Here is a 24505-nt window from a genome sequence, read left to right as displayed (position 1 = left end):
GGACCGTCAGCAGGATCCCGCTCAGCTCAGCCTCCGGCGATGACGCCCCGGGCGTGCTCCCGGGCCCACTTCTCCGCCGCCAGCACGTCGTCGACGCAGGTGGGGGCGCCGAGGTCCGGCGCGGCGTCGAGCGTACGCGCGATGAGCTGGACGATTCCTGGGAACGACAGCCGACCCGCCGTGAAGGCGGCGACCGCCTCCTCGTTGGCGGCGTTGTACATGGCCGGCACCACGCCGCCCGCCTCCCCGGCGGTGCGCGCCAGGCGCACGGCGGGGAACGCCTCGGGGTCCAGGGGCAGGAACTCCCAGCTGCTCGCCGTCGACCAGTCCAGCGCCGGCTGCACCTGCGGCAGCCGGTCGGGCCAGGCCAGGCCGAGGGCGATCGGCAGCCGCATGTCCGGCGGGCTGGCCTGCGCGATCGTCGCGCCGTCCGCGAAGGTGACCATGGAGTGCACGATCGACTGCGGGTGCACCACGACGTCGATGTCGGCGTAGGGGACGCCGAAGAGCAGGTGCGCCTCGATCAGCTCGAGGCCCTTGTTGACCAGGGTCGCCGAGTTGATCGTCACCACCGGCCCCATGGCCCAGGTCGGGTGCGCCAGGGCCTCCTCGACGGTGACCTCGGCGAGCTCCGCGGCCGACCGGCCGCGGAACGGCCCGCCGCTCGCCGTGAGCACCAGCCGGGCGACCTCGTCGCGGGCCCCGCCGCGCAGGCACTGGGCCAGCGCCGAGTGCTCGGAGTCCACGGGCACCAGCTGACCCGGCGCCGCGGCGGCGAGCACCAGTTCGCCACCGGCCACCAGCGACTCCTTGTTCGCCAGCGCCACCGTCCGGCCGGCCCGCAGCGCCGAGAGGGTGGGGCCCAGCCCGATCGAGCCGGTGATGCCGTTCAGGACGACGTCGGCCGGCCGGGCGGCCAGCTCCTCGGCGGCACGCGGACCGGCGAGGATCTCGGGCAACGCGTACTCCCCCTTGGCCCAGCCGCGCTGGGACGCCGCGGCGTAGAAGGCCAGCTGCAGGTCCTGGGCGGCGGTGGCCCGGGCGACGGCGACGGTGCGGACGCCGAGCGCCAGCGACTGCTCGGCGAGCAGGGCCACGTCCCCTCCCCCGGCGGCCAGCCCGGTGATGCGCAGCCGGCCGGGGTTCTGCGCGGCGACCGCCAGCGCCTGACGGCCGATGGAGCCGGTGGAGCCGAGGACGGTGACCTCGCGGGGCTGGCTCATGGGGCCATCCTGCCAATCGGCCCGGCCCCCGGCCCGCTTGTCCGAGGGGGTTGCCTCCGGTCGGACGCATCGACGAGGACGCGCGGTGCACAGCAAACTCCATCCGATCGCGAGGCGGTTGGCACTTCCTGACATTGCTGAACGCCCTGCACTTCTGGATCCCGCGACTACCTGCCGAACGGTATGGCACATCGCGGCGTGTCGCAGGCAGAAAGACACAGCGGTGGACGCCGTGGGCTCGATACTCGTGCAGACGGCTCGGGAGTCCGAGCCCCCGACACTCGGAGCTCGCCATGACCCGCAACCGCATCGCCGCGACCACCGGCGTGACCGCTCTCGCCACCGTTTCCCTCGGCCTGGTCTTCGCCCCGGCCGCCCTCGCCGCCGTCGAGCTGACCGCACCGACGGCTCCCGCGACCGTCACGGCCGCGCAGGAGTTCGAGATCGAGGGCGCCGAGTGCTTGACGACCGACCCCGACTACCCGGCCGAGGTCGCCCTGTTCGCCGACGTCGCCCTGCCCGAGCCGACGGAGGAGGACTTCGTCTACACGGCCCCCGCGGAGGACGGCACCTGGTCGGCCACGGTCTCCTTCCCGGCGGGCACGACGGGTGAGCACGAGTTCTACGCCTTCTGCGACAACATCTACGGCGAGCTGCCGCAGGTGTACGCGCCCACCATCATCACGGTCACCGCTCCGCCCGTCGTCACCCCGCCGAGCACCCCGGCGCCCGAGACCCCGGCGCCCGAGGCCCCGAAGCCCAGCGCCATCCGCGGCGAGTCCGCCAACACCCCTGGGGTCTCCGCTCAGACCACCGCCGCCACGACCAAGACCGCGGTGCCCGGCCAGAAGGTCGTCAAGGTCTACAAGGGCTTCCAGCCCTTCGAGAAGGTCACGCTCACCATGCACTCGACCCCTCAGGTCCTCGGCACCTTCACCGCTGACGCCGATGGCGTGCTGGAGGTGGAGTTCACCCTCCCGGCGGGCACCACTGCCGGTATGCACACCCTGGTCCTCGAGGGCCCGAGCACCTACTTCCAGGAGGGCTTCCAGGTCTCCGGCACGCTGACCACCGCCTCCTCCGACAGCCTCGCCTACACCGGCGCCAGCGTCGGCCTGCCGCTCGCCCTGGGCGCCGGCCTGCTCGTGGCCGGTGGTGGCGCGCTCGTCGCCACCCGTCGCCGCGCGGGGGCCTCGCAGGCCTGAGCATGATCTCGTCGCACGCACCGGACGCCGGCCAGGACACCCCTGGCCGGCGTCCGGCGCGTTCGGGGGCCCGACGCCGGTTCCGGACGGCGCTGGTCCTGCTGGCCGCGCTGTCGGTGGCCGTGGGCATCGACGCCGCGGTCGTCGCGGCGCGGGTCGACCAGGTGGACGTCGACCTCACGAGGGGCCCAGGGGACGCCGACGGCCGGACCTGGGTCCTGGTCGGCCTCGACTCGCGCGCCTCGCTGCCCGACGGGGCGGACGTCCGCGACTTCGGGACCCCGGAAGCCGTACCCGGCGCCCGCGCCGACGTCATCGTGGTCGTGCACCAGACCGATGCCGGCACCACGGCCTTCTCGGTCCCCCGCGACCTCCGGGCGTTCAACGGTCGCAGCGTGGGCCGGCTCGCGGTCAGTTGGCTCGACGGCCCGGCGTCCACTGTCTCCGCACTCTGCCGGCTGGGCATCCCCACCGATCACCTCGTCACGGTGGACCTGGCCGGCTTCACCGCGATGGTGGACGCCGTCGGGGGGGTCACCGTCGACGTCCCGCGTCCCGTACGCGACCCGGCCGCGGGACTGCTCCTCCGCTCGACCGGGGCGGTCCACGTCGACGGCGCGACGGCGCTGGGCCTGATCCGCTCCCGCCACCCCGAGCACCTGACGGGCGGCGTCTGGACGCCCGCGGCCGTAGATCCGGACGGCCGGGCAGCCGCCGCCGGCGCCGTTCTCTCCGCGCTGCTCGACGGCGTGCACGGGGCGGCGCTGCGGCCGTGGCAGCTGCAGGCGGTCGCCTGGGCGGCCTCCGGCGCGGTCACCGTCGACCCCGGCACCTCCGTGACCGACCTGATCGCGCTGGCCGGAGCCGGGATCGGCCCCGTCGGGGTGCTCCCCGTCTCCGAGCCGGTGGGCTCGACGCTGACGCGGCTGCCCACCGCGGACACCGCTGCGGCCCTCGCGGCGGCCGGCCTCGCCTGCGCCGGCTGACGACCCGCCGACGGACCTCAGCCGGTGCCCGCTCCCGGCTCCTGCCAGAATGTCGGCGTGAGCGAAACGCAGCGGGTCAACCAGCCGGGTCGGGAAGAGGGCGTCGTCCGCGCCGGCGCGCACCCCGTCGAGCACGAGCAGCCCGAGGACTGGGGCTGGCACGGCGAGACCGGCAAGTGGGGTCAGATCGGTGGCTGGTTCACCGTGGCGGTCATCCTGCTGTACATGGTCGGCAACCACGAGGGCCGGGTCGAGGACCTGTGGCTGCTCGGCATTGCCGGCGTGATGGCCCTGATCCTCATCTGGGACCTCCGCCGGAAGAAGACCGCCTGGCGCCGCTGACCACCGGACACGACGAGGCCCCGCTCCCCTGCACCAGGGGCGCGGGGCCTCGTCGTACCCCGGGCCGGCAGCTCAGCTGATCGAGACGCCGATCGCCGCGCCGATCAGGTAGGTGATGCCGGCTGCCGCTGCGCCGAAGAGCAGCTGGCGCAGCCCGGCGTACCACCAGGGACGCGGGGTGAAGCGCGAGGACAGCGCCCCGGCCAGCAGCAGCCCGAGCCCACCGCAGAGCAGGGCGACCCACAGCAGCGGGACCCCGAGGAAGTAGGGCAGCAGCGGGAGCACCGCGCCGGTGGCGAAGGTCAGGAACGACGACACCGCCGCCACGCGGGGCGAGGGCCGGTCGTCGGTGCTGACGCCGAGCTCGGCGAGCACGTGCAGCCGCAGCGCCGTCTCCGGGTCGGCCGACAGCTGGACGGCGACCTGCCGGGCCAGCCGGGCGTCCACGCCGCGGTCCTGCAGCATCGCGGTGAGCTCGGCCAGCTCCCCCGCCGGGTTGCGCTCGAGCTCGCGGCGCTCCTTCTCGACCTCCAGGTCGAGCTGCTCGTTCTGGGTCTTCACCGAGGTGTACTCGCCCAGCGCCATCGACACCGCGCCGGCGACCAGGCTGGCCACCCCGGCCAGGACGATCGCGCGCGGTGCGGCGCCACCGCCACCGACGCCGGCGACCAGCGCGGTGTTGGTGACCAGGCCGTCCATGGCGCCGAAGACGGCGGCCCGCAGCCAGCCGCCGGTGACGTCGGCGTGGCTGTGCTCGTGCGCCTCGGCCGCCGGTGGGGCCGCAGGGCTCACTCCCCGTCCGCCTCGGCACCCAGCGGCACGGGCTCCTCGACGCTGGGGGTGGGCAGGGCCACGGCGGGGACGCCCTCGACCCGATCGGACGCGGCGAGCTGCCCGCAGGCGCCGTCGATGTCCTGCCCCCGGGTGTCGCGCACCGTCGTCGCCACCCCGGCGGCCCGCAGGCGGGCGACGAACTCTCGCTGCGCGGGCAGCGGGCTGGCGTCCCAGGGGCTGCCCGGGGTCGGGTTGAGCGGGATCAGGTTCACGTGCGCGAGCTTCCCGGCCAGCAGCCGGCCCAGCAGGTCGGCCCGGAACGGCTGGTCGTTGACGTCGCGGATGAGCGCGTACTCCACCGAGTACCGCCGTCCGGTGCGCTGGGCGTAGGCGTCGGCCGCGTCGACCACCTCGCCGACCTTCCAGCGGGTGTTGATCGGCACCAGGGTGTCGCGCAGCTCGTCGTCGGGGGCGTGCAGGCTGACCGCGAGGGTGACGTTGCGCCCCTCCTCGGTGAGCCGGCGGATGGCGGGCACGAGGCCGACCGTGGACACCGTCACCGACCGCTGGGAGAGGCCCAGCCCGTAGGGAGCGGTGCCGAGCAGGGCGTCGAGGGTGGTGCGCACGCGGGCGTAGTTGGCCAGCGGCTCGCCCATGCCCATGAAGACGACGTTGGACAGCCGTCCCGGCCCACCGGCGACGTCACCGTTCGCCATCGCCGCGGCGGCGGCCACCGCCTGGCCGATGATCTCGGCGGCGGAGAGGTTGCGGGTCAGCCCGGCCTGGCCGGTGGCGCAGAACGGGCACGCCATCCCGCAGCCGGCCTGGCTGGAGATGCAGACGGTGGCGCGGTCGGGGTAGCGCATGAGCACGCTCTCCACGAGGGCGCCGTCGTGCAGCCGCCACAGCGTCTTGCGGGTGCGCCCGCCGTCGGCGGTCTGGTGCCGCACGGGGGTGAGCAGGCCGGGCAGCAGCGCCTCTCGGAGCGGCTCCCGCGCGGCGGCCGGGATGTCGGTCATCGCGGCGGGCTCGGTGGTCCCGCGGTAGTAGTGCCGGGCCAGCTGGTCGGCGCGGAACGCCGGCTGGCCCAACTCGGCGACCGCCGCGCGGGCCTCCTCACGGGTGAGGTCGGCGAGGTGGCGCGGCGGCTTGCCGCGTCGGGGGGCGTCGAAGACCAGGGGGAGGGCAGTCATGGCGCCCTCCATGGTCCCACCTCCCCCGGCTCCGGGTCGCGGTCCGGAGACCGAACTCACGCGGGCGGGACGGATCCCTGGCAGGGTCTCCGGTCATGAGCCGGTTGGACGACGTCGACCTGAGCCTCCGTCTGGACAAGAAGGAGGGCAAGAAGCAGCTGGCCGCCGCACAGGAGCGGCTGGTCCACCTCCGGCTGCTGCTCGGCGGGCAGATCGGGCCGGGTGAGCTCGGCCCGCCGCTGCTGGCGGTGTTCGAGGGCTGGGACGCCTCGGGCAAGGGCGGCGCGATCCAGCGGCTGGTCGCGGAGCTGGACTCCCGGCACGTGCGGGTGGCCCAGTTCGCCGCGCCCACCAGCGACGAGAAGCGGCACCACTTCCTGTGGCGCTTCTGGCCGGTGCTGCCCGGCTGGGGCGGCATGGCCGTGCTCGACCGGTCCTGGTACGGCCGGGTGCTCGTCGAGCGGGTGGAGGGCTTCGCCACGAAGGAGGCGTGGCAGCGGGCCTACCAGGAGATCGTCGACCTCGAGACGACGCTGGCCGCCGAAGGCACGGTGCTGGTCAAGTTCTGGATGCACGTCTCCCCGGAGGAGCAGCTGCACCGCTTCGAGTCCCGTCGCGCGGACCCGTACAAGGCGTGGAAGCTCACCGAGGAGGACTGGCGCAACCGGGAGAAGCGCGGGGAGTACGAGGCGGCGGTCGAGGAGATGCTCGAGCGCACCGACACCCCCGTCGCGCCGTGGCACGTCATCCCCGCCGACGACAAGCGGTGGGCGCGGGTGGCCGTCGTCCGGACCGTGTGCGAGGCGATCGAGGCGGCGTTGCGGACGCGCGGCATCGACCCCGACCCGCCCCTGGGCGACGACTAGCGGGTCGCGGCCGGGCCGGCGTGCTGCCGGATCCAGGCGTGCATGGCGATCCCGGCGGCCACGCCGGCGTTGATCGAGCGGGTGGAGCCGAACTGGGCGATCGAGACGGTCGTCGCCGCCCCGGCCCGCGCCTCCGGTGTCAGGCCGGGGCCCTCCTGGCCGAACAGCAGCACGCACCGCTCCGGCAGGACGGCCGTCTCGATCGGCACGGCACCGGGGCCGTTGTCGACGGCGACGACCGCGAGCCCCTGCCCGGTCGCGTACGCCAGCAGCCCGCCGACGTCGGCGTGGTGGCGCAGGTGCTGGTACCGGTCGGTGACCATCGCCCCGCGCCGGTTCCACCGCCGCCGGCCGACGACGTGCACCTCGGCGGCGAGGAAGGCGTTGGCGGTGCGCACCACCGTGCCGATGTTCAGGTCGTGCCCGAAGTTCTCGATGGCGACGTGGAACGGGTGCCGGCGCCGGTCGAGATCGGCCACGATCGCCTCGACCGTCCAGTAGCGGTACCGGTCGACGACGTTGCGCCGGTCGCCCTCGGCCAGCAACTGCGGGTCGTAGCGCGGGTCCTCCGGCCACGGCCCCTCCCACGGCCCGACGCCGACCGTCGTCCCCCAGTCGGTGGGGCCGGCCAGGACGTCGTCGGTCACGCCACGGATGGTGCCAGCCCGCCGGGGGGCCACTCGGGACGGCCGCCGTGCGGTGCCGCGCGGCTCTGCGGCCCGACGCGCACGCCGTCGTACTCGTAGGCGTACCGGTCGGGGTACGGGCACAGCCCGGCGGAGGCGCCCACCTCCACGAGCGCGAGCGGCTCGTCCAGCTGGGGCAGGACCGGCAGCAGCGCCCCGCAGCGGGCCGGCTCGTCGGTCTGGGTCGCCCGGGCCAGCATGGTCCGGCGCAGCCGGTCACCGTCCTCGACGACCCGGCGGTCGAGCGCGTCGCCGTCGGCGGGTACGCCCGCCAGCAACTGCAGGGCCGCGAGCAGCCGGTTGGGCTGCCGCTTCGGCCCCGGCAGGCCGGTGAGGAGGCGCAGCACCGGCTCCGAGCCGGCGACGTGCGCGGCCAGCTCGGCGTACCGCGGCGAGGTCGGTGCGGCCTCGGTGACGAACTCGCGGTATCGGCGGGCGATCCGGTCGAGGTCCTCGTCGGTCACCCGGGCAGGATCGCAGGGATGCAGCCCGACGTCCTCCTCCACCTGATCGAGCCGGCGGCCTGGCGGGCCGCCCTGGCCGACGGCGGCGTCCGACCGGACGGACCCGGCTTCGTGCACCTGTCGACGCCGCAGCAGGTGCACCGGCCGGCCGGCCGGCTCTTCCCCGGCCGCCGCGACCTCGCGGTGCTCGTCGTCGACCCGTCGCGGCTGGCCGACCCGGTGCGGTTCGAGCCCGGGCACCCCGGCGATCCCGACGGCGAGCTGTTCCCGCACCTGTACGGCCCGCTGCCGACCAGCGCGGTCGTCGCCGTCGTCCCCTACCGCCCCCCGGCGCCGCTCCGGCTGCCGGCTGCCGGGGACGCGCTCGCCCGGGCGCTGGCGCTCTACACCTCGGTCCCGGTCCGGCGGGCCGTGGGCGTGGGTGACGTGCCCGGCGGCGTGGTCGTGCTCGACCCGGACCTCCCGCACTCCCGGGACAACAACCGGCTGGTCCTCACCGAGCCGGTGGACGCCGCGGCCGTCGAGGCGGCGGCCGAGGAGGTGGGCGGCAACGCCGGCTGGCCGCACCTGGCCGCGCTGCTCGCCTGGCCCGGCGCGGCGACGACGGCTGCCGCGCTGGCCCTCCGCGGCTGGGCCGCCGAGGAGCTGGTGCTGATGAGCCGCCGCACCGACGTGCCGGTGCCCGGCTCCGCAGCGCGCGCGGAGGTGGTCGGCCAGCACGAGGTGCACGACCTGTGGGAGCGCTCCTGGCGGCGGGACCTGGCCTCGCTCGGCAGCGGTCTGGACGCGGTGGTCGCCCAGCTGGTCGGGCGCGAGCAGCTCAACGACCGGGTGGTCGCCGTCACCGACGTCGTCGTGCGGGAGGACGGTCGCGTCGTCGCCGCCGGCCAGCTGCGGGTGGACGGCGCCACCGCGGCGGTCGAGTCGGTGCTCACCGACCCCGCGGCCCGGGGGCGCGGCCACGGCGACGCGGTGCTGGCGCGGATCCTCGAGCTCGCCGCGGACGCCGGGTGCGACCTGGTGGTGCTCGAGGCCGCGGGGGACGACTGGCCGCGGCACTGGTACGCCCGCCGCGGGTTCGAGCAGATCGGCCGCACCTGGGCGGTGGACCGCCCGGCGTGAGTCAGGCCGGCGCCAGCACCGTCAGCAGCAGGTAGGCCGCGGCCGCGGACGGGAGCAGCGAGTCCAGCCGGTCCATGATGCCGCCGTGCCCGGGCAGCAGGTCGCCCATGTCCTTGAGGCCGAGGTCGCGCTTGATCAGCGACTCGGCCAGGTCCCCCACCGTCGCGGAGACGGCGATGGCCGCGCCGAAGACGAGTCCGCCCCACCAGGGTGCGCCGAGACCGAGGACCAGGATCGGCGTGGCCATGAGCATGCAGGTCAGCACGGAGCCGGCCATGCCCTCCCAGGACTTCTTCGGGCTGATCGAGGGCGCCATCGGGTGCCTGCCGAACATGACCCCGGCGGCGTAGCCCCCGACGTCGCTGGCCACCACCGTCGCGATGAACGCCAGCACCCGCGTCGCGCCGTCCTCGGGCACGAGCAGCAGGACGGCGAAGCCGGCCAGCAGCGGGACGTAGAGGGTGACCAGGACCCCGGCGGCGGCGTCCCTGCGGTAGCCGACCGGGCCTCCGGCGAGCCGCCAGAGCAGCACGGCCGCCGCGGTGAGCAGGAACCCGGTGAGCAGCCCGGTGGGACCGCGGGTCCAGGCCAGCCCCTGCATCGCGAGGGCACCGACGAGCAGCGGTACGAGCGGGGCGGAGAACCCGCCCTTCCGCAGCGCCCGGGTCAGCTCCACGACGGCCACGAGGATCGCGGCGACGAGCACCCCGAGGAAGGCCGGCCGCCACACGAACAACGCCACCAGGATGACGCCGACCAGCCCGAGGCCGACCCCGATGGCCGCCCGCAGGTTCCGACCGGCGCGGCTCACCGGCTGCTCCGTGGTGGGCAGCTGCGCGAGCTCCTCCGGCAGCGGCATGGCCGTCGCGGTGGGGACGTCGTCGGCCGGGGGCGGGGCGGGTGGGTCGTCGGGCACCGGGACCGGTGCGCGCGGGGGCAGCGGCGGGAGCGGTCGGGACGCCGCACGCGGCACCGGACCGGTGTCGTCGTCCTCCCGCCGACCGGCACCCGGCGTCCGGGTACCGAACCGCGGGGACGGCTCGGCACCCGGGTGCAGCGAACGCGGGCGGTCGGCGGGAGGAGGCGTCATGGGCGTGTGGCCGCGACGAGGTCAGACCTCGAGCAGCTCGCCCTCCTTGGTCTTCACCGCGTCGTCGATGCCCTGGGTGTGCTTGGCGGTGAGGTCGTCGAGCTCCTTCTCCGCGCGGCGCACGTCGTCCTCGCCCGCCTCGCCGTCCTTGGCGATGCGGTCGAGCTCCTCCTTGGCGCGCCGGCGGATGTTGCGGATCGCGACCTTGGCGTCCTCACCCTTGGAGCGCGCCATCTTCACCAGGTCGCGACGGCGCTCCTCGGTCAGCTGCGGGAACACCACGCGCAGCAGCTGGCCGTCGTTGGTCGGGTTGACGCCGAGGTCGCTGTCCCGGACGGCCTTCTCGATGGCACCCAGCTGACCCATGTCGTAGGGCTTGATGACCGCCATGCGGGCCTCGGGCACGGTGATCGAGGCCATCTGCGGCACGGGCGTCAGGGCTCCGTAGTAGTCCACGACGATCTTGTTGAACATCGAGGGGGCGGCCCGGCCGGTGCGGACCGAGCCCAGGTCCTCGCGCGCCACCGAGAGGGCCTTGTCCATCCGGTCCTCGGCGTCGAGCAGGGTGTCGTCGATCACGGGGTGTCCCTCCTGCGGCCCGCTCCCCGGGCCGGGGAGCTCGTCGGGCCGTCGTCCTCGTCGTTGCGCCGGCGGCCGGCCGGTCAGGCCGGCTGACTGATCAGCGTGCCGATCCTCTCACCTGCGGTAGCGCGGGCGATGTTGCCGTCGCGCAGCAGGTCGAACACGACGATCGGCATCTTGTTGTCCATGCAGAGGCTGATCGCCGTCGCGTCGGCCACCTTGAGCTGCTTGGCCAGCACGGTGGCGTAGTCCAGGTCGTCGTACATGACCGCGTCGGGGTTGGTGCGCGGGTCGTCGTCGTAGACGCCGTCGACGCCGTTCTTGCCCATGAGCAGCACCTGGCACTCGATCTCCAGGGCGCGCTGGGCGGCGACGGTGTCGGTGGAGAAGTAGGGCATCCCGGCGCCGGCGCCGAAGATGACCAGGCGGCCCTTCTCCAGGTGCCGGATGGCCTTGCGCGGGATGTAGGGCTCGGCGACCTGGCCCATGGTGATGGCCGACTGGACCCGGGTCTCCAGCCCCGCCTTCTCGCAGAAGTCCTGCAGCGCGAGGCAGTTCATGACCGTGCCGAGCATCCCCATGTAGTCGGCCTTGGTGCGGTCCATGCCGGCCTGGGAGAGCTCTGCGCCGCGGAAGAAGTTGCCGCCGCCCATGACGACGGCGACCTGCGTGCCGCGCGCGACGACCTCGGCGAGCTGCTCGGCGATGGCCCGGACGACGTCGGCGTCGACACCGACCTTGCCGCCGCCGAAGGACTCACCGGAGAGCTTGAGCAGCACGCGCTGGTAGCCGCTGCCGTCGGCCGGCTGGAAGGCGGTGGGGGCGGAGAGCGGCGCGGTGGTGTCGGTCAACGAATCATCCCTGGCTCGGTGTCGGTGGGGGCTTTCGGTGGAGTGTGATCCTGCCGCATCCCGGTGCCCGGCTCCTGCCGGGCGGCGGACCGCGGTCGGGCACCGGACAGACGACCGGCCCCGTCCCACGAGGGGAACGGGGCCGGTCATCGGTACCGGGTGCGGCTCAGGCCTGGCCGACCTCGAAGCGCGCGAAGCGCTCGACGGTCAGACCCGCCTCGTCGACGATCTGCTTGACCGTGCGCTTGGGCTCGGTGATCGACGGCTGCTCGAGCAGGACGAAGTCCTTGTAGTAGGCGTTCACCCGACCCTCGACGATCTTGGTGATCGCCTGCTCGGGCTTGCCCTCCTCCTTCGCGGTCTGCTCGGCCACGCGGCGCTCGGTCTCGACCGCCTCGGCCGGGACCTCGTCGCGGGTGAGGTAGCGCGGGCGCGCGGCGGCGATGTGCATCGCCAGGCTGCGCGCCGCCTCCTCGGAGCCGCCGGAGTACTGCACCGCGACGCCGATGGCCGGGGGCAGGTCGGTGGCCCGCTTGTGCAGGTAGACGGCGGTGGCGCCGTCGAAGGCGACGAAACGCGACAGGACGAGCTTCTCGCCGATGCGGGCGGACTCGCCCTCGACCAGCTTCTCGACGGTCTGGCCGTCGACCTCGGTGGCCAGCAGCGCCGCGGCGTCGGCCGGCTTGTTCTCCAGGCCGATCGCGAGCAGCCGCTCGGCGAGGGCGACGAAGTCGGCGTTCTTGGCGACGAAGTCGGTCTCGCAGTCGAGCTCGAGCAGTGCGCCGTCCCTGCTGACGACGATGCCGTTGGTCGTCGAGCGCTCCAGGCGCTTGCCGACGTCCTTGGCGCCCTTGACCCGGAGCAGCTCGATGGCCTTGTCGTACTCGCCGTCGGCCTCGGTCAGGGCCTTCTTGGCGTCCATCATGCCGGCGCCGGTGGCGTCGCGGAGACGCTTGACGTCGGCTGCGGTGAAGGCAGGCATGTCTCTTCCCTCTGGTCGGGTGGTGCGTGCTGTGGAACGGCCGCGCGGCGGCGCCGTCCCCCCGCGGGTCAGCGGGAGGACGGCGCCGGACCGTCAGACGACGTTGGTCTCCTTGCCACCGGTGGTGGCGGGGACGTCCTCGACCGGCGCGACCTCGCCGACGGTGACCTCGGCGGGCTGGGCCGGGGTCTCGGGCAGCGGGGTGGCCTCGGCGGCCGGGGCGGGGGCCTCGGCCGGGGTGGCGGCGGCCTGCTCGTCGGCGGTGCCGCCGGTCAGGAGCTCGCGCTCCCAGTCGGCCAGGGGCTCGCCGGCGGCCACGGCCGGCTCGCCGCCGTCCTCGCGGCCGGCGTTGGCCTGCGCGGCCGACCGGGCCATGAGCCCCTCGGCGACGGCGTCGGCGATGACCCGGGTCAGCACGGCGATGCTGCGGATCGCGTCGTCGTTGCCCGGGATCTTGTAGTCGACCTCGTCGGGGTCGCAGTTGGTGTCCAGGATCGCGACCACGGGGATCTTGAGCTTCCGCGCCTCGCCGACGGCGATGTGCTCCTTCTTGGTGTCCACGATCCAGATGGCGCTGGGCACCTTCTTCATGTCGCGGATACCGCCGAGGCTGCGCTCGAGCTTGGCCTTCTCGCGGCTGAGGACCAGCTGCTCCTTCTTGGAGAGGCTGACCAGCACGCCGGTCTGCTCCTGGTCCTCGAGCTCCTTGAGCCGCTCCAGCCGCTTGAAGACGGTCTGGAAGTTGGTGAGCATGCCGCCGAGCCAGCGCTGGTTGACGTAGGGCATGCCCACGCGCGTGGCCTGCTCGGCGACGACCTCCTGCGCCTGGCGCTTGGTGCCGACGAACAGGATCGAACCGCCGTGCGCGACCGTCTGCTTGACGAACTCGTAGGCGTTGTCGATGTACCCGAGCGTCTGCTGCAGGTCGATGATGTAGATGCCGTTGCGCTCGGTGAAGATGAAGCGCTTCATCTTCGGGTTCCAGCGACGGGTCTGGTGCCCGAAGTGCACGCCGCTGTCGAGCAGCTGCTTCATGCTGACGACTGCCATATCGCAGCCTCTCTGCGTCTGCGCGCGGCCGTGGGCCGCGCTGATTCCGGTTGTCGCGGGCCCCGGTTGGCGCCCGCCCTGGCGTCCTGCGGCACCACTCCCCCGGCTGGGCCGGGACCGAGGTGGCGACTGCCCCGCCGATCGGCGGGAGAAGGACGCGCGAAGTCGACCCGTCGGACGGGCCGCACCGGACAGCATACGCGACGCCCGACGGGGCTTTTCCCCAGTTCCCGGGCCCGTCCACAGCTCCGGTCGCGGCCTCGTCCCGGGCGGTCCGCTCGCGCAGGGTCGGCGCATGAGGTCCGGGGTCGCGGTCGTGCTCGCGCTGGTCGCCGTCGCCGTGCTGGCCCCGGTCGGCGCGGCCGCCGGGCCGGCGCCGCCGGCCGCCTCGGGGAGCAGCTCCGCCTGGGTCGCGCCGCTGCCCGGCGAGCCCGCCGTGGGCCGGCCGTTCGAGCCGCCGCCGCACCGGTACGGGCCCGGCCACCGGGGCGTCGACCTCGTCGGCGCTCCCGGCTCCCCGGTGCTGGCGGCGGGCGACGGCGTCGTCGTGTTCGCCGGGATGGTGGCCGGGCGGCCGGTGGTCAGCATCGACCACGCCGACGGCCTGCGGACGACGTACGAGCCGGTCGAGCGCTCGGTCGGCGCGGGTGCGCGGGTGACCCGCGGCTCGCCGATCGGGGTGCTGGCGGCCGGGCACCCCGGCTGCCCGGCCGCCGCCTGCCTGCACTGGGGGCTGCGCCGGGGCGGGGACTACCTGGACCCGCTGGCGCTGCTGGCGCCCCCTCGGATCCGCCTGCTGCCGTTCGGCCGGGCCGGGCGCGTGGCCCCGGTGCAGGTCCCGCCAGCACCGCGGCGCTCCGACGCAGCGGTGCCGGCCGTATCCCGGCTCGCGGGCGGTACGGCTAGCCGGCAAGCACGGCGGTGCAGTTCGCGGACAGGATTCCGCCCTCTGCGTGCAGCAGCGCGATCCTGGCCCCTGCCACCTGGTTGGCCGCCTCGCCGGTCAGTTGACGGACGGCTTCGGTGATGTGGTGGATGCCCGCGGCATAGCCGCAGTGAGCGTGGGACAGCAGTCCTCCGTGCGTGTTCGTGGGCATGGGTCCCTGGAGCGAGATCCCGCCGGAGGCGACGAAGTCCGGGGCCTGGCCGGGCGGACAGATGCCGATCTCCTCGAGTTCGAGAGCGAGGGTGATGGAGTAGCTGTCGTACAGGAGTGCGACGTCGACGTCGTCGACACCGACGGCCGCCTCCTCCATCGCACGTCGGGACGACAGGCGGCAGCCGGTCCTCGACAGGTCCCCGGCGTAGGCCACGTGGTCGTAGACGTAGCCCTGGGCGCCACTCAGCAACCCGACGTTCCTCCCCGCCGCGGAACCGGAGCCGGCACGCCCGATGATCAACGCCGCGGCGCCGTCCGAGATGGGGCTGCACTCCAGGAGGTGCAGCGGGCTGGACACCAACCGGGAGGCGGTGACGTCCGACGTGGACAGCGGATCCCGGTAGGACGCCCGCGGGTTGCCGACGGCGTGCTCACGCATCGAGACGGGAATGGCTGCGAGCGCGTCGGGGTCGAGCCCGAATCGGTGCAGGTACGCCTGCGCGAGCAATGCGTACGCCGAGGCGTTCAGCATGCCGAAGGGCTGCTCCCACGCCGCGTGCCTCATCGCGGAGAAGGCGGAGACCGAGGCAGACCGGTCCTGGCCGGAACGTGGGGTGTCAGCGGCCAGGACCATGACCGCACGGCAGGCTCCGGTGCGGACCAGCCGGAACGCATCGACCAGCCCGGCGAGCGCCGACGCACCACCCAGGGACACGCTCTGGCAGTGGCGCATCTGCTCCGCTATCCCGAGGTACTCGGCGACGGCGACCGCATGCCGGGGGAACCCGCCGACGATCGGGACCGTGGTGATGAGGCCGTCGAGGTCGCCCAGATCCAGCCCGGCGTCGGCCACCGCCGCGGACGCCACCTGAGCGGTCAGGTCGAGCGTCGTGACCCCTGGTAGTCGACCGACCTCGCTCTCCGCGATCCCGATGACCGCCGCCTCGCGGGTGCTCACCGGGCCGGCTCCTGCTCGGCCAGGGCGAAGACGGGCACCGTGGTCCCGCCACGCTCCCGGTAGGCGAGCTCGACCGCGTCTCCGATGCGGGGAGCGCGGTTCCCGGCCTCGCCGTCGGCCCGGACGAGGTTCGACACCATGACCGCCCCCGGCGCCAGCTCGATCATGACGATCCAGTAGGGCAGCTCCGACTGGAACTCGGGATACGTGGTGCGGAAGACCTCGGTGAAGGAGACGATGCGGCCCGTTCCCGGGTGCGGTGTCCACTCCAGCGTCGTCGCGCTCCGGCATCGGCGACACCAGGGTCCGGGCGGGTGCTGGACGAGGCTGCAACTCGTGCACCGCTGGACCAGGAGCCGCTTCTCCCTGATCGCCTCCCACCAGTACGCGGCAGCGGCATCCATCATCTCTCCCCTGCTCGGCCGGCGGACCCGGGCAGGACCTGCCCGGTGTGCTCCCCCAGGTGCGGTGCCCGTGTCGGGGGCTGCCACGGGGTCGCGCTCAACTTGTACGGCGCGCCGGGGTAGGTGAGGGACTCACCCAGGTCCTCGTGGCGCACCACGCTGTAGGCGTCCCTGTTTCGGAGGTGTGGATCGTCGAGCAGGTCCCGTGGCGCGTTGACCGGTGCCCACGGGAGCCTGCGCTTCTGCGCCTCGGCGAACAGGTAGGCGGAGTCGTGGGCCGCGCAGAACCGGGAGATCACCGCCACGACGTGGTCCATCCGGGCGGCCCGTTCCTCGTCGGATGCGTAGCCGGGGTCGGCCAGGTCCTCCGCCATGCCCTCTTCCGCGAACCACGCCACCATCGCCGCGAACCGCTGGTCGGTGAGGTACAGCGGCAGGGTGCAGAAGTACTTCCCATCGCGGCACCGGTGGTTCCAGGGGGGTGAGTCGTACGGCCGGGCGTGCCTGCCGGTCTGCCGTCTGGGGTTGACGTGCTGGTACTCCCAGTAGGCGAAGGACATCTCGGTGGACACCGACACCACGTCGTGGGCGGCGATGTCGACGACCTGGCCCCGACCCGTCCGCTGCCGGTGGACGAGAGCCGCGATGACCCCCGTGGCGACGGCCATGCCCGTGAGGTGCGCGCTCTGCCCACCCGCCGGGGCGATCGGCGGCGAGCCGGGCACGTCGTCGTAACCGCAGACCGCCATGATCCCACCGAGCGCCAGCTGGACGAGGTCGCTGGAGCGGTAGCCGGCCGAGGGCCCGGTGTCCCCGAACGGCGACACCCGGCAGTACACGAGCCCGGGGAACTCCGTCCCGGGATCGGGGGAAGTGACTCCCAGCCGGTGCAGCACCGGCGCGCTCGACCCGTCCAGGACCACGTCCGCCTGCTCCACCAGCTCCCGCAGCTGCCCGGGCGTCGCGGCCGCGGCCGGGTCCAGCACCACGGACCGCTTGGACCCGTTGTAGAACCAGAAGTGCAAGGAGCGGTCGGGATCCGCTGCCCCGCCCCGGAAGGGCGGGATCGAGCGCGACACCACGCCGCCGGGGGGCTCGACCTTGACGACATCGGCCCCCAGATCGGCGAGGAGCTTGCCGCCGAATCCGACCAGATCGCCGTCGTCCTCGATCTCCACCACCCGCACGCCCGCCAGCGGGCCCGGAGCGCTCACCACAGGGACCTCGAGACGGTGACGTCCCGGGGCAGATCCGCAGGCCAGGTCAGGCCGTCGCGATCGAGCTCGCGGACCTCCTCCTCGCTCATGCCGAGGAGATCCCGCAGCACGTACTCGTTGTCCCGCCCGAGCAGCGGCCACGAGGGCGGGGTGACCCGGTCCGTCTCCGACATCCGGATGGGCGTCGCTTCGAACCGGTGTTCCCCGAGCGACGGGTGGTCGAGGACGGGGAACACGCCGCGGTGAGCCAGTTGGGGATCGTGCTCGGTGCGGTCCTCAGCTGACTGGACGGCGCCGCACCGGATCCCCGCTCCCTGCAGCGTGCGCATCAACTCGTACTTGTCGTGCGAACCGGTCCATGCCGCGATCCGTTCGTCGAGGGCGTCCTGCTGCTCGACCCGACCGTCCGCGGTGTCCAGCGACGGATCGAGGGCCCAGGCCGGCCGGCCCATCTCCTCCCGCAGTGCCACCCACTCGGCGTCGGTGAGGACGCAGATGACGCAGTAGTCGTTGTGCCCACCGCCGAGAGTCGGATAGGCGCCGTAGGGAGCCCCCCACTCGCCCCGGTAGCCGTACACGGGTGTCGACCCGCCGGTGGCCGCACGGTTGCCCGGGGGCGACGTCTCCCCGCCACGTCGCTCCCTGCCGGCGTTCTCGTCGAGGACGCTCGGACCGGTCAGCGAGAGACCGGCCTCGACCTGTGACACGTCGACGTACTGCCCTTCCCCGGTCGCCACCTGGTGGTGGATCGCCGCGAGCGTCGCCACCGTGGCCATCGCTCCTCCTGCCACGTCCATGTAGGACCATCCCCACCCCGCCGGCGGGTGGCCGGGGAGACCTGAGACGGAGGTGAGGCCGTTGAAGGCCTGCGCGGTCGGACCCCACGTGTCATAGGTCTCGTAGGGGCCGGAGTGCCCGAAGCCGGATGCGCTGACGTACACGATCCGCGGATTGATCCGGCGGAGCTCGTCGTAGTCCAGACCCCAGCTCCGGAAGACCTGCGACGAGAACGACTCGATGACGACGTCCGAGACCCCGATGAGGCGCCGGATGATCTCCATGCCCCGAGACGACCGGACGTCGAGGGTGAGGCTCCGCTTCCCGGTGTTGAGGTTGTGGAAGAACGGACCGTTGTCCAGCCCCTTCCGCTCCTCCCCGGCGCGGTACATCGTCGTCCGCATCGGATCAGCCCGCTTGGGCCACTCCACCTTGATGACCTCGGCACCGAAGGAAGTGAGGGCACGCGTCACGGTGGGCCCGAGCACGCTCCACGTGAAGTCCAGGACCCGGACTCCGGTGAGCGCACCGGGCGGTCCACCCGCCGGCGGCTCGTCCCCCGGGACGGCGGGCAACGGGCTCCGCGACTCCTGACTGCCGTCCGCGGGGCTCAATCCGTCGCTCCCGACAGCACCGGCTCGTACGCCGCACGCTGCTCCGCGAAGAGCTCACCCAGCTCCTCGCCGGTGATGAACTCCTCCGGGACGTACTTCTCACCGACCCGGTCGACGACCTCCGGGTCTTCCAACGCCGCTCGGAGCGTGTCCTCCAGTTGGGCGACGATCTCGTCCGGCGTGCCGGCGGGGGCTGCCAGCCCGTAGTACGACGTGCCCATGGTCAGGTCCTCGTACCCGAGTTCCTGCAGCGTGGGGGTCTCCGGCAGGTAGCTGGCGCGTTCAGCGGACCCGACGGCGATGGGACGGAACTCTCCCGCCTCGATCTGGCCGAGGATGTCGTCGGATGCGACCACGAAAGTCGCATCGACGTTGCCACCGAGCAGTGCCCCGATGCTGCCCGCGTTGCCTTCGAAGGGTACGGGTGTGGTGACCACGTCGTAGTTCTCCGCCAGACGCTGCAGCTCGACGGCGCCCTGCGACGACGCCCCTGGGACCGCCACGGACAGCGTCCCCGGGCTCTCTTCCGCCGCCGCGAAGAACTCCTCCGCGGAGGAGTACTCGGAGTCCTCCCGCACCGCCAGCACGTAGGGGTACTGGGAGATCGCACCGATCGTCACGTAGTCGGACTCGTCGTAGTCGACGTCCTCCACCAGCGGTGTCACCGCAGCGGCGCTGGAGGCGAGGATCTGCAGGGTGTGACCGTCCGGCCCAGCCTGGATCATGGTGCTCATCCCCAGGGCACCGCTGCCACCCGGCCGGTTCTCGGGGATGACCGATTCCCCGAGTTCCTGCTCGAAGAAGGGTGCCAGCGAGCGGGCCACGAGATCCGTGGGACCACCGGCGGCATACGGGATGACCAGCGTGATCGGCTCGGACGGATACGTCTCGGCGTTGCCTTCGGCACCGCTGTCGGCTTCACCACCACCGCACGCGCTCAGCGGTAGGAGCGTCGACAGGACTGCGACCGCCGGGAGCAGGCGTCGGTTTCTCATGCGGATCTCCTGACAGATTCGGCTGTGCGGGTCCGTGGGCACTTCGGGTGATGCCGGGAAGGAGGTGTGCAGCGGGCGGAGCACGGTCGTCGGCCACGGGGCGACTGCACCTGCGGCCGTGGCGGCCCGGACCGTCCGCTGTGCGAGCCACGGGGTGACGCCGGCTCTCCGAGCCGGCCCGGCGCACGGGTCAGCGGGAGCGGAACGACGACTGCTGCGCGGTGCCGAGGGGGTGAAGCCACCGGGCACCTCCTTCCGTGTGTGTCTCACACTGACCGGAAGGATGTGACCTGTCTAACATCAACTTCGCATACCTTGATGCGCTGTGAGCATGAATCTCGGCCTGACGCACCTGCGTGCGGTGGTCGCGGTTGCCGACGCGGGCAGCTTCACCGTGGCCGCGGCGCGGCAGCACGTGGCTCAGTCCTCGTTGAGCCGCACGGTCGCGGACGCCGAGCGCCGGCTGGGGACCAGGCTCTTCCTGCGCACCACGCGCAGTGTCGAGCTGACGGTGGAGGGTCGCGAGGTCGTCGGTGTCGCCCGGCACATGCTGGAGGAGTTCGACTCCGGGCTGCGTCATGTGTCCGGCTTCCTGGACGGCACCCGCGGCACGCTCACGATCGCCGCGCTGCCGGCGCTGGCTGCGACCCTGCTGCCGGGCCTGCTCTCGTCCTACCGGAGCACGCGCCCCGACGTGGACGTCCGCGTGCTCGACATGCTGAGCGCCGAGGTCCTGCACCAGGTGTTCGCAGGATCGGTGGACATCGCCGTCACCGGTTCGCCGTCGCCCCATCCCGACCTCGTCGTCCAGCCCGTGGCGACGGACAGCTTCTTCTGCGCCGCGCCCATGAGTCATCGCTTCGCGGACTCGGAGCGGGTGACGTGGTCGGACCTCGCCGGTGAGGCGTTCATCGCCTTCAACCGGGCCACCACCAGCGTGCGGCAGGTCGTCGACCGCGCGCTCCTCGATGCCGGGGTGAGCGTCGGGCCCGTCCTCGAGGCGCGCACGGTCGGCGCGGTGGCCGGGCTGACGGCTGCTGGACTCGGTGTGACGGTCGTCCCGGGCTTCGTGCTCCCGATGATCGAGTTCGCCGGCTTGCGGCACATCCTGCTCGAACCCGTCGTCCGACGACGCATCTGCATGGTCCGACATCGCCGCCGCCCGCTCAGCCCGGCGGTCCACGGCTTCCTCGACACGGTGCGCACGGCCGCCGCGAGCGAGGGGCGACTGCCTCCCGGGGCCTCGTGGCAGACGTAGTCACCCCCGACCGGCGCCTCTCAGCGCGTCAGGACGACCGCGTCCACCGCGCAGACGCCCTGCCCGGCCGGGCGCAGCATCACCGGATTGGCATCGAACCCACGGACCCGGCCACCGGGATCGGCCATCGCCTCGGAGGCCGCGACGACCGCGGCCACCCACGCCTCCACGTCGGCCGCTGGTTCACCACGCACTCCGTCGAGGAGCGGCGCCATGCGCAACCGACCGATCGCCTCCCGCACTTCCTCGACCGTGCAGGGCGCCAGGAGGACCTGGGTGTCGGGCACCACCTCGACGTACGCGCCGCCGGCGCCGACGACCATCACCGGGCCGAAGACCGGGTCGACGTGCGCGCCGATCAGCACTTCCCGCACCCCGTGGACCATCGGCGCCACGACGAAGCCGTCGAGGGGAACCCCGTTGCGCGCTGCCGCATCGGCGATCGCGCGGGCGGACGACGTCGCTTCCTCCGGGGAGGCGCACCCCAACCGCACCAGTCCGAGCTCGGACTTGTGGCTCACCTCGTGGCTGCAGCCCTTCACCACGACCCGGTCCGCGCCCAGTCGGCCGAAGGCGGCCGCCACCTGCCCCGCATCCGGCAGGAACTCGTGCGCCACCACGGGAACTCCCATCTCGGCGAGCGCGACCAGGCTCTCGGACTCGTTGAGCTGCCCCCCGCCGGCATCCGTCCCACCTCTGACGGCCGGGCGGCGCAGTGTCCCGGCACGCTCCATCCGCCGGCGGTGTGCCAGGAACTGCGCCAGTGCGCCGATCGCCGACGACTCCTCCTCGAACACGACCAGCCCCGCCTCGATGAACGGGGCGGCGACCGAGGCCTGCGGGATCGCCAGCACGAGAGGCGTTCCCGAGGCGGCGAACGCGGCGGCGTCCCGGGCGAAGCGCTCGACGTCGTAGCCGCGACCGGCCACCGGGATACCCAGCAGGCACGCGTCCACGGCGGGGTCGGCGCCCAGTACGGGCAGGACCCGGCCGAAGATGCTGCTGTCGGTCAGCAGCGCCGCGGTGACGTCGATGGGGTTGGCCGTAGCGGCGAAGGCGGGCAATGCGTCGGCCAGCGCGGTGCGGGTGGCGGGCGCCAGCTCGGCCAACGGAACACCGGCGTCCTCGGCGGCGTCGGCGGCCAGGACGCACATCGCACCCGAGTTGCTGACCACCGCGAGGCGGCATCCGCGCGGCTGCCAGTCCTGCAGGTAGAGCTCGGTGGAGGCGACCAGCTCGTGCGCCGTCCGCACCGACCAGATGCCGGCTCGCTCCAGCAGCGCTTCGAGCACTCGCCGCTCGGTGGCGAGCGCCCCGGTGTGCGACGCGGCTGCCCGGCTGCCGTGCTGGCTGCGGCCACCCACCAGCGCCACGACGGGAACCCCGTTGCGCCGGGACCGCTCCCCCAGCTCCACCAGCCACTCGGGGTGGTCGATCTTCTCGAGGTAGAGCAGGAGCAGCTTGAGGTCGGGGTCCTCGACCACCGTGGCAGCGAGCTCTGCTGCGCTCACGTCCATGTCGTTGCCCGTGCCGTGGGCGTACCGCACGCCGATGCCCCGACGTCGCAGGGCCCCGTAGGGCACCGAGGCCATCGCCCCGCTCTGGCTGACGATCCCCACCGGCCCATCGGCCGGCGGATCCTCGGTGAACAACGTGGAGAACCCCAGGACCGCGCCGGACGAGAAACTGGCCAACCCCTGGGAGTTGGGGCCGATCACCCGCATGCCGGTCCGCTGCGCGGCTGCGAGCATCTCCGCCTGCATGCGCAGGCCCTCCGCGGCCCCCGTCTCACCGAATCCGGAGGACATCACCACACAGCCCTTGGCCCCGAGGTCGGCCGCCGTCACGACCGCCTCGACGGCCGCAGCTCCGGGTACCGCCACGAGAACCACGTCGGGGGTCTCCGGCACGTCGGCCAGGGACGGCACCGTCGCCGTTCCCTGCACTTCCCGACGTCGAGGGTTGACCGGCATCACCTGCCCCCGGTAACCGAACTCCCGCATGTAGCGGAGCGGGCGCCCGCCGATCTTCTCGGGGTCGTCCGAGGCACCGACGACGGCGACCGATGCCGGATGGTGGAAGAAGTGCAGGCCGGCTGTCACGTCACTGCCTTCCTCGAGAAGCTGGGGAGCAGGGTCGTCCCGGTGCCGGACGGCAGGAGGTGCACGCGGGCGGGATCGCCCGGCGCCAGATCGCCGTCCACCCGGCCCATCACCACCGGGCCCTCGTCGAGCCGGACCAGGGCCAGCGAGAGAGGCGCCCCGCCCGGCTCCCCCGTCACGTGCAGCAGCGTCACCGCCACGCACCGGCCCTCGCCGGACGGCTGGACGGAGGACTGCCTCGCCGATCCGCACCGCGGGCAGCGATCCTTCGGCAGGTACCAGTTGTTCCCGCAGTCGGCGCAGACCGCGATCAGCAGCCGGGCGCACCCCTGCGTCCAGTCACCCTGGGTCCGGCTCACGACCGGCTCGCCTTTCGGAGGACGACGCCGACGTGAGCCGAGAGCACGCCGCCGTCGGCGTGCACGTAGCCGGCCTCGCAGTTCCGCACCTGGGCGACGCCACGCTCCCCGCGCAGCTGCCCGGCCACCTCGGCGAGGTGGGCCATCCCGCCGGCCACACCGGAGTGCCCGTAGGAGAGCAGGCCTCCGTGCGTGTTCAAGGGGTACCGGCCGTCGGCCTGGAAGGCCCCCGCCTGCGCGTAGGCCCCGGCGCATCCCGGCGGCGCGAGCCCGAGCTCCTCGACGATCATCGCCACGGTGATCGAGAAGCTGTCGTAGATGCCCCAGACGTGCACCCCGCCGAGGTCCATGCCGGCCTCGCCGAGCGCGATGCCGGCGGCCCGGGAGGCTCCGGTGTCGTCCGGGTCGAGTTCGCTCAGGTGCTGGTGCCGGTGGGCCTGGCCGACGCCCGCGATCTGCAACGACCGCTCCGACACCGGGGCGCGCGAGATCACGAAGGCGGCGCCACCGTCGGAGACCGGGCAGCAGTCCAGCAGTCGTAGCGGCTCGGCCACCGGGCGCGAGGCGAGGACGTCGGCGACCGTGATCGGTTCGCGGAAGTGCGCACCGGCGGTCCCGACGGCGTGCTCGCGCATCTGCACCGGCAAGGCGGCAAGTGCGCCGTCGTCCAGCCCGTGGCTCCAGAGATACCGGGACGCCAGGAGCGCGTAGTACGCGGGCACGTTGCCGCCGAGCGGCACCTCGTAGGCGGCGTGCCCCACCTGGGCGAGGACCGTGGTCGAGGTGGTTCTGGCCTGCCCGCTGGCGCGGTTCTCCCCGGCGACCACCAGCACGTGCTCGGCTGCTGCCGACCTCACCAGCGCGACGGCCTGCGCCACCATCGCCAGCCCGGTCGCCCCGCCGACGCTCATGCCGAAGGCGACATCAGGCCGTATCCCCAGCCGCTCGGCGGCCAGGTTCGCCGGCATCAGGTGGTTGGCCACCGTCGAGTATCCGGCGATCACCGCCCCCACCCGGTCTGGGCCGAGGCCGGCATCGTCGAGCGCCATCCCGGCGGCGGTGCACTGCCAGTCCAGCGAGTCCCTCCCCGGCTGGCGGCCGAAGGGGGTGAGCCCCACCCCGGTGAGGAACGCGGTCACCGGGACGCCTCCTCGAACCGGACGCCCCGCGCTCGAGGTTGGCCGGTCAGGCCTGCGGGATCCGCCGCCCCGTGCTGCTGCTGATCAGCGGGGCGCCGCTGCCACCGGGATGCGCGAGCAGTCATCCGGTGGTCGAGAAGGCTGACGTGCACCCTGCCCGCCTCCCG

Annotated in this window: 24 protein-coding genes and 1 pseudogene; 7 read left to right on the top strand and 18 right to left on the bottom strand. The window is 73.4% G+C overall.

Annotation, left to right across the window (positions count from 1 at the left end):
• Nucleotides 1-26: 26 nt before the first annotated feature.
• Nucleotides 27-1223 (bottom strand): 1-deoxy-D-xylulose-5-phosphate reductoisomerase, encoded by a 1197-nt coding sequence (gene dxr, locus O2W17_RS15245; RefSeq protein ID WP_269193264.1) that lies wholly within the window; start codon nt 1221-1223, stop codon nt 27-29.
• A gap of 293 nt (nt 1224-1516) precedes the next feature.
• Here dxr and O2W17_RS15240 point away from each other — a divergent pair, with 293 nt between their 5' ends.
• The 3 genes from O2W17_RS15240 to O2W17_RS15230 are packed head-to-tail and all read left to right on the top strand — an operon-like array spanning nt 1517 to nt 3756.
• On the top strand, nt 1517-2428 hold the full coding sequence (locus O2W17_RS15240; protein ID WP_269193263.1) for a hypothetical protein: 912 nt from the start codon (nt 1517-1519) through the stop codon (nt 2426-2428).
• Nucleotides 2429-2430: 2 nt separating this feature from the next.
• Nucleotides 2431-3414, top strand: coding sequence for an LCP family protein (locus O2W17_RS15235; RefSeq protein ID WP_269193262.1), 984 nt, complete (start codon nt 2431-2433; stop codon nt 3412-3414).
• A gap of 57 nt (nt 3415-3471) precedes the next feature.
• Nucleotides 3472-3756, top strand: a complete 285-nt coding sequence (locus tag O2W17_RS15230) for a DUF2631 domain-containing protein (protein WP_269193261.1) — start codon at nt 3472-3474, stop codon at nt 3754-3756.
• A gap of 72 nt (nt 3757-3828) precedes the next feature.
• On the opposite strand, the gene O2W17_RS15225 is transcribed toward O2W17_RS15230, so the two are convergent.
• Together O2W17_RS15225 and rlmN are read right to left on the bottom strand one after the other, a co-directional pair.
• Nucleotides 3829-4548 (bottom strand): VIT1/CCC1 transporter family protein, encoded by a 720-nt coding sequence (locus tag O2W17_RS15225; RefSeq protein ID WP_269193260.1) that lies wholly within the window; start codon nt 4546-4548, stop codon nt 3829-3831.
• On the bottom strand, nt 4545-5723 hold the full coding sequence (gene rlmN / locus O2W17_RS15220; protein ID WP_269193259.1) for a 23S rRNA (adenine(2503)-C(2))-methyltransferase RlmN: 1179 nt from the start codon (nt 5721-5723) through the stop codon (nt 4545-4547). The genes O2W17_RS15225 and rlmN overlap by 4 nt, the downstream gene beginning before the upstream one ends.
• 95 nt (nt 5724-5818) lie before the next feature.
• Between rlmN and O2W17_RS15215 the strand changes: the two genes are divergently transcribed.
• The gene (locus tag O2W17_RS15215; RefSeq protein WP_269193258.1) at nt 5819-6589 is read left to right on the top strand and encodes a polyphosphate kinase 2 family protein; all 771 of its coding nucleotides are present in this window, start codon (nt 5819-5821) and stop codon (nt 6587-6589) included.
• Here O2W17_RS15215 and O2W17_RS15210 read toward each other — a convergent pair.
• Together O2W17_RS15210 and O2W17_RS15205 are read right to left on the bottom strand one after the other, a co-directional pair.
• Entirely contained in the window at nt 6586-7236 is a 651-nt protein-coding gene (locus tag O2W17_RS15210) for a TrmH family RNA methyltransferase (RefSeq protein ID WP_269193257.1), read from the bottom strand. The genes O2W17_RS15215 and O2W17_RS15210 overlap by 4 nt on opposite strands.
• Nucleotides 7233-7739, bottom strand: coding sequence for a DUF2332 family protein (locus tag O2W17_RS15205; protein ID WP_269193256.1), 507 nt, complete (start codon nt 7737-7739; stop codon nt 7233-7235). The genes O2W17_RS15210 and O2W17_RS15205 overlap by 4 nt, the downstream gene beginning before the upstream one ends.
• An 18-nt stretch (nt 7740-7757) precedes the next feature.
• On the opposite strand from O2W17_RS15205, the gene O2W17_RS15200 reads away from it, so the two are divergent.
• The gene (locus tag O2W17_RS15200; RefSeq protein WP_269193255.1) at nt 7758-8861 is read left to right on the top strand and encodes a GNAT family N-acetyltransferase; all 1104 of its coding nucleotides are present in this window, start codon (nt 7758-7760) and stop codon (nt 8859-8861) included.
• 1 nt (nt 8862) lies between these two features.
• On the opposite strand, the gene O2W17_RS15195 is transcribed toward O2W17_RS15200, so the two are convergent.
• The 5 genes from O2W17_RS15195 to rpsB form a co-directional block, all read right to left on the bottom strand.
• Entirely contained in the window at nt 8863-9777 is a 915-nt protein-coding gene (locus O2W17_RS15195; protein ID WP_269193254.1) for a phosphatidate cytidylyltransferase, read from the bottom strand.
• A 195-nt stretch (nt 9778-9972) separates the two neighbouring features.
• Nucleotides 9973-10530, bottom strand: coding sequence for a ribosome recycling factor (gene frr, locus O2W17_RS15190; protein WP_269193253.1), 558 nt, complete (start codon nt 10528-10530; stop codon nt 9973-9975).
• Nucleotides 10531-10613: 83 nt separating this feature from the next.
• Nucleotides 10614-11384 (bottom strand): UMP kinase, encoded by a 771-nt coding sequence (pyrH, locus tag O2W17_RS15185; RefSeq protein ID WP_269193252.1) that lies wholly within the window; start codon nt 11382-11384, stop codon nt 10614-10616.
• 166 nt (nt 11385-11550) lie between these two features.
• A complete protein-coding gene (tsf, locus tag O2W17_RS15180) occupies nt 11551-12366 on the bottom strand; it encodes a translation elongation factor Ts (RefSeq protein ID WP_269193251.1) in 816 nt (271 codons plus the stop codon).
• A 93-nt stretch (nt 12367-12459) separates the two neighbouring features.
• Nucleotides 12460-13416 carry a 30S ribosomal protein S2 gene (rpsB, locus tag O2W17_RS15175; RefSeq protein WP_269193250.1) on the bottom strand — a complete coding sequence of 319 codons (957 nt, stop codon included), beginning with the start codon at nt 13414-13416 and terminating at the stop codon, nt 12460-12462.
• Between rpsB and O2W17_RS22215 the strand changes: the two are divergent.
• Nucleotides 13304-14167, top strand: a pseudogene (locus O2W17_RS22215) (M23 family metallopeptidase); the annotation flags it as partial. The gene rpsB and the pseudogene O2W17_RS22215 overlap by 113 nt on opposite strands.
• A 151-nt stretch (nt 14168-14318) precedes the next feature.
• On the opposite strand, the gene O2W17_RS15165 reads toward O2W17_RS22215, so the two are convergent.
• Genes O2W17_RS15165 through O2W17_RS15145 form a run of 5 tightly spaced genes read right to left on the bottom strand, consistent with a single transcriptional unit; the run spans nt 14319 to nt 19564 of the window.
• Nucleotides 14319-15473, bottom strand: a complete 1155-nt coding sequence (locus tag O2W17_RS15165; protein ID WP_269193249.1) for a thiolase family protein — start codon at nt 15471-15473, stop codon at nt 14319-14321.
• The gene (locus O2W17_RS15160; protein WP_269193248.1) at nt 15470-15880 is read right to left on the bottom strand and encodes a Zn-ribbon domain-containing OB-fold protein; all 411 of its coding nucleotides are present in this window, start codon (nt 15878-15880) and stop codon (nt 15470-15472) included. Before O2W17_RS15160 ends, O2W17_RS15165 begins: the two co-directional genes overlap by 4 nt.
• The gene (locus O2W17_RS15155) at nt 15877-17091 is read right to left on the bottom strand and encodes a CaiB/BaiF CoA transferase family protein (RefSeq protein WP_269193247.1); all 1215 of its coding nucleotides are present in this window, start codon (nt 17089-17091) and stop codon (nt 15877-15879) included. The genes O2W17_RS15160 and O2W17_RS15155 overlap by 4 nt, the downstream gene beginning before the upstream one ends.
• A complete protein-coding gene (locus O2W17_RS15150) occupies nt 17088-18446 on the bottom strand; it encodes a CaiB/BaiF CoA transferase family protein (protein WP_269193246.1) in 1359 nt (452 codons plus the stop codon). Before O2W17_RS15150 ends, O2W17_RS15155 begins: the two co-directional genes overlap by 4 nt.
• A gap of 35 nt (nt 18447-18481) precedes the next feature.
• On the bottom strand, nt 18482-19564 hold the full coding sequence (locus O2W17_RS15145; protein ID WP_269193245.1) for a tripartite tricarboxylate transporter substrate binding protein: 1083 nt from the start codon (nt 19562-19564) through the stop codon (nt 18482-18484).
• 247 nt (nt 19565-19811) lie between these two features.
• Between O2W17_RS15145 and O2W17_RS15140 the strand changes: the two genes are divergently transcribed.
• On the top strand, nt 19812-20738 hold the full coding sequence (locus O2W17_RS15140; protein WP_269193305.1) for a LysR family transcriptional regulator: 927 nt from the start codon (nt 19812-19814) through the stop codon (nt 20736-20738).
• A gap of 20 nt (nt 20739-20758) precedes the next feature.
• Here O2W17_RS15140 and O2W17_RS15135 read toward each other — a convergent pair whose 3' ends face one another.
• Genes O2W17_RS15135 through O2W17_RS15125 form a run of 3 tightly spaced genes read right to left on the bottom strand, consistent with a single transcriptional unit; the run spans nt 20759 to nt 24338 of the window.
• Nucleotides 20759-22840, bottom strand: a complete 2082-nt coding sequence (locus O2W17_RS15135) for an acetate--CoA ligase family protein (RefSeq protein WP_269193244.1) — start codon at nt 22838-22840, stop codon at nt 20759-20761.
• Nucleotides 22837-23199, bottom strand: coding sequence for a Zn-ribbon domain-containing OB-fold protein (locus tag O2W17_RS15130; protein ID WP_269193243.1), 363 nt, complete (start codon nt 23197-23199; stop codon nt 22837-22839). The genes O2W17_RS15135 and O2W17_RS15130 overlap by 4 nt, the downstream gene beginning before the upstream one ends.
• Complete coding sequence (locus tag O2W17_RS15125) at nt 23196-24338, bottom strand: thiolase family protein (RefSeq protein WP_269193242.1); 1143 nt, start codon at nt 24336-24338, stop codon at nt 23196-23198. Before O2W17_RS15125 ends, O2W17_RS15130 begins: the two co-directional genes overlap by 4 nt.
• Between the last annotated feature and the right edge of the window lie 167 nt (nt 24339-24505).

This window comes from Blastococcus sp. VKM Ac-2987 (genome assembly GCF_026967805.1).
Lineage (GTDB): Bacteria > Actinomycetota > Actinomycetes > Mycobacteriales > Geodermatophilaceae > Blastococcus.
This window is presented reverse-complemented; position numbering and strand designations above follow the sequence as displayed.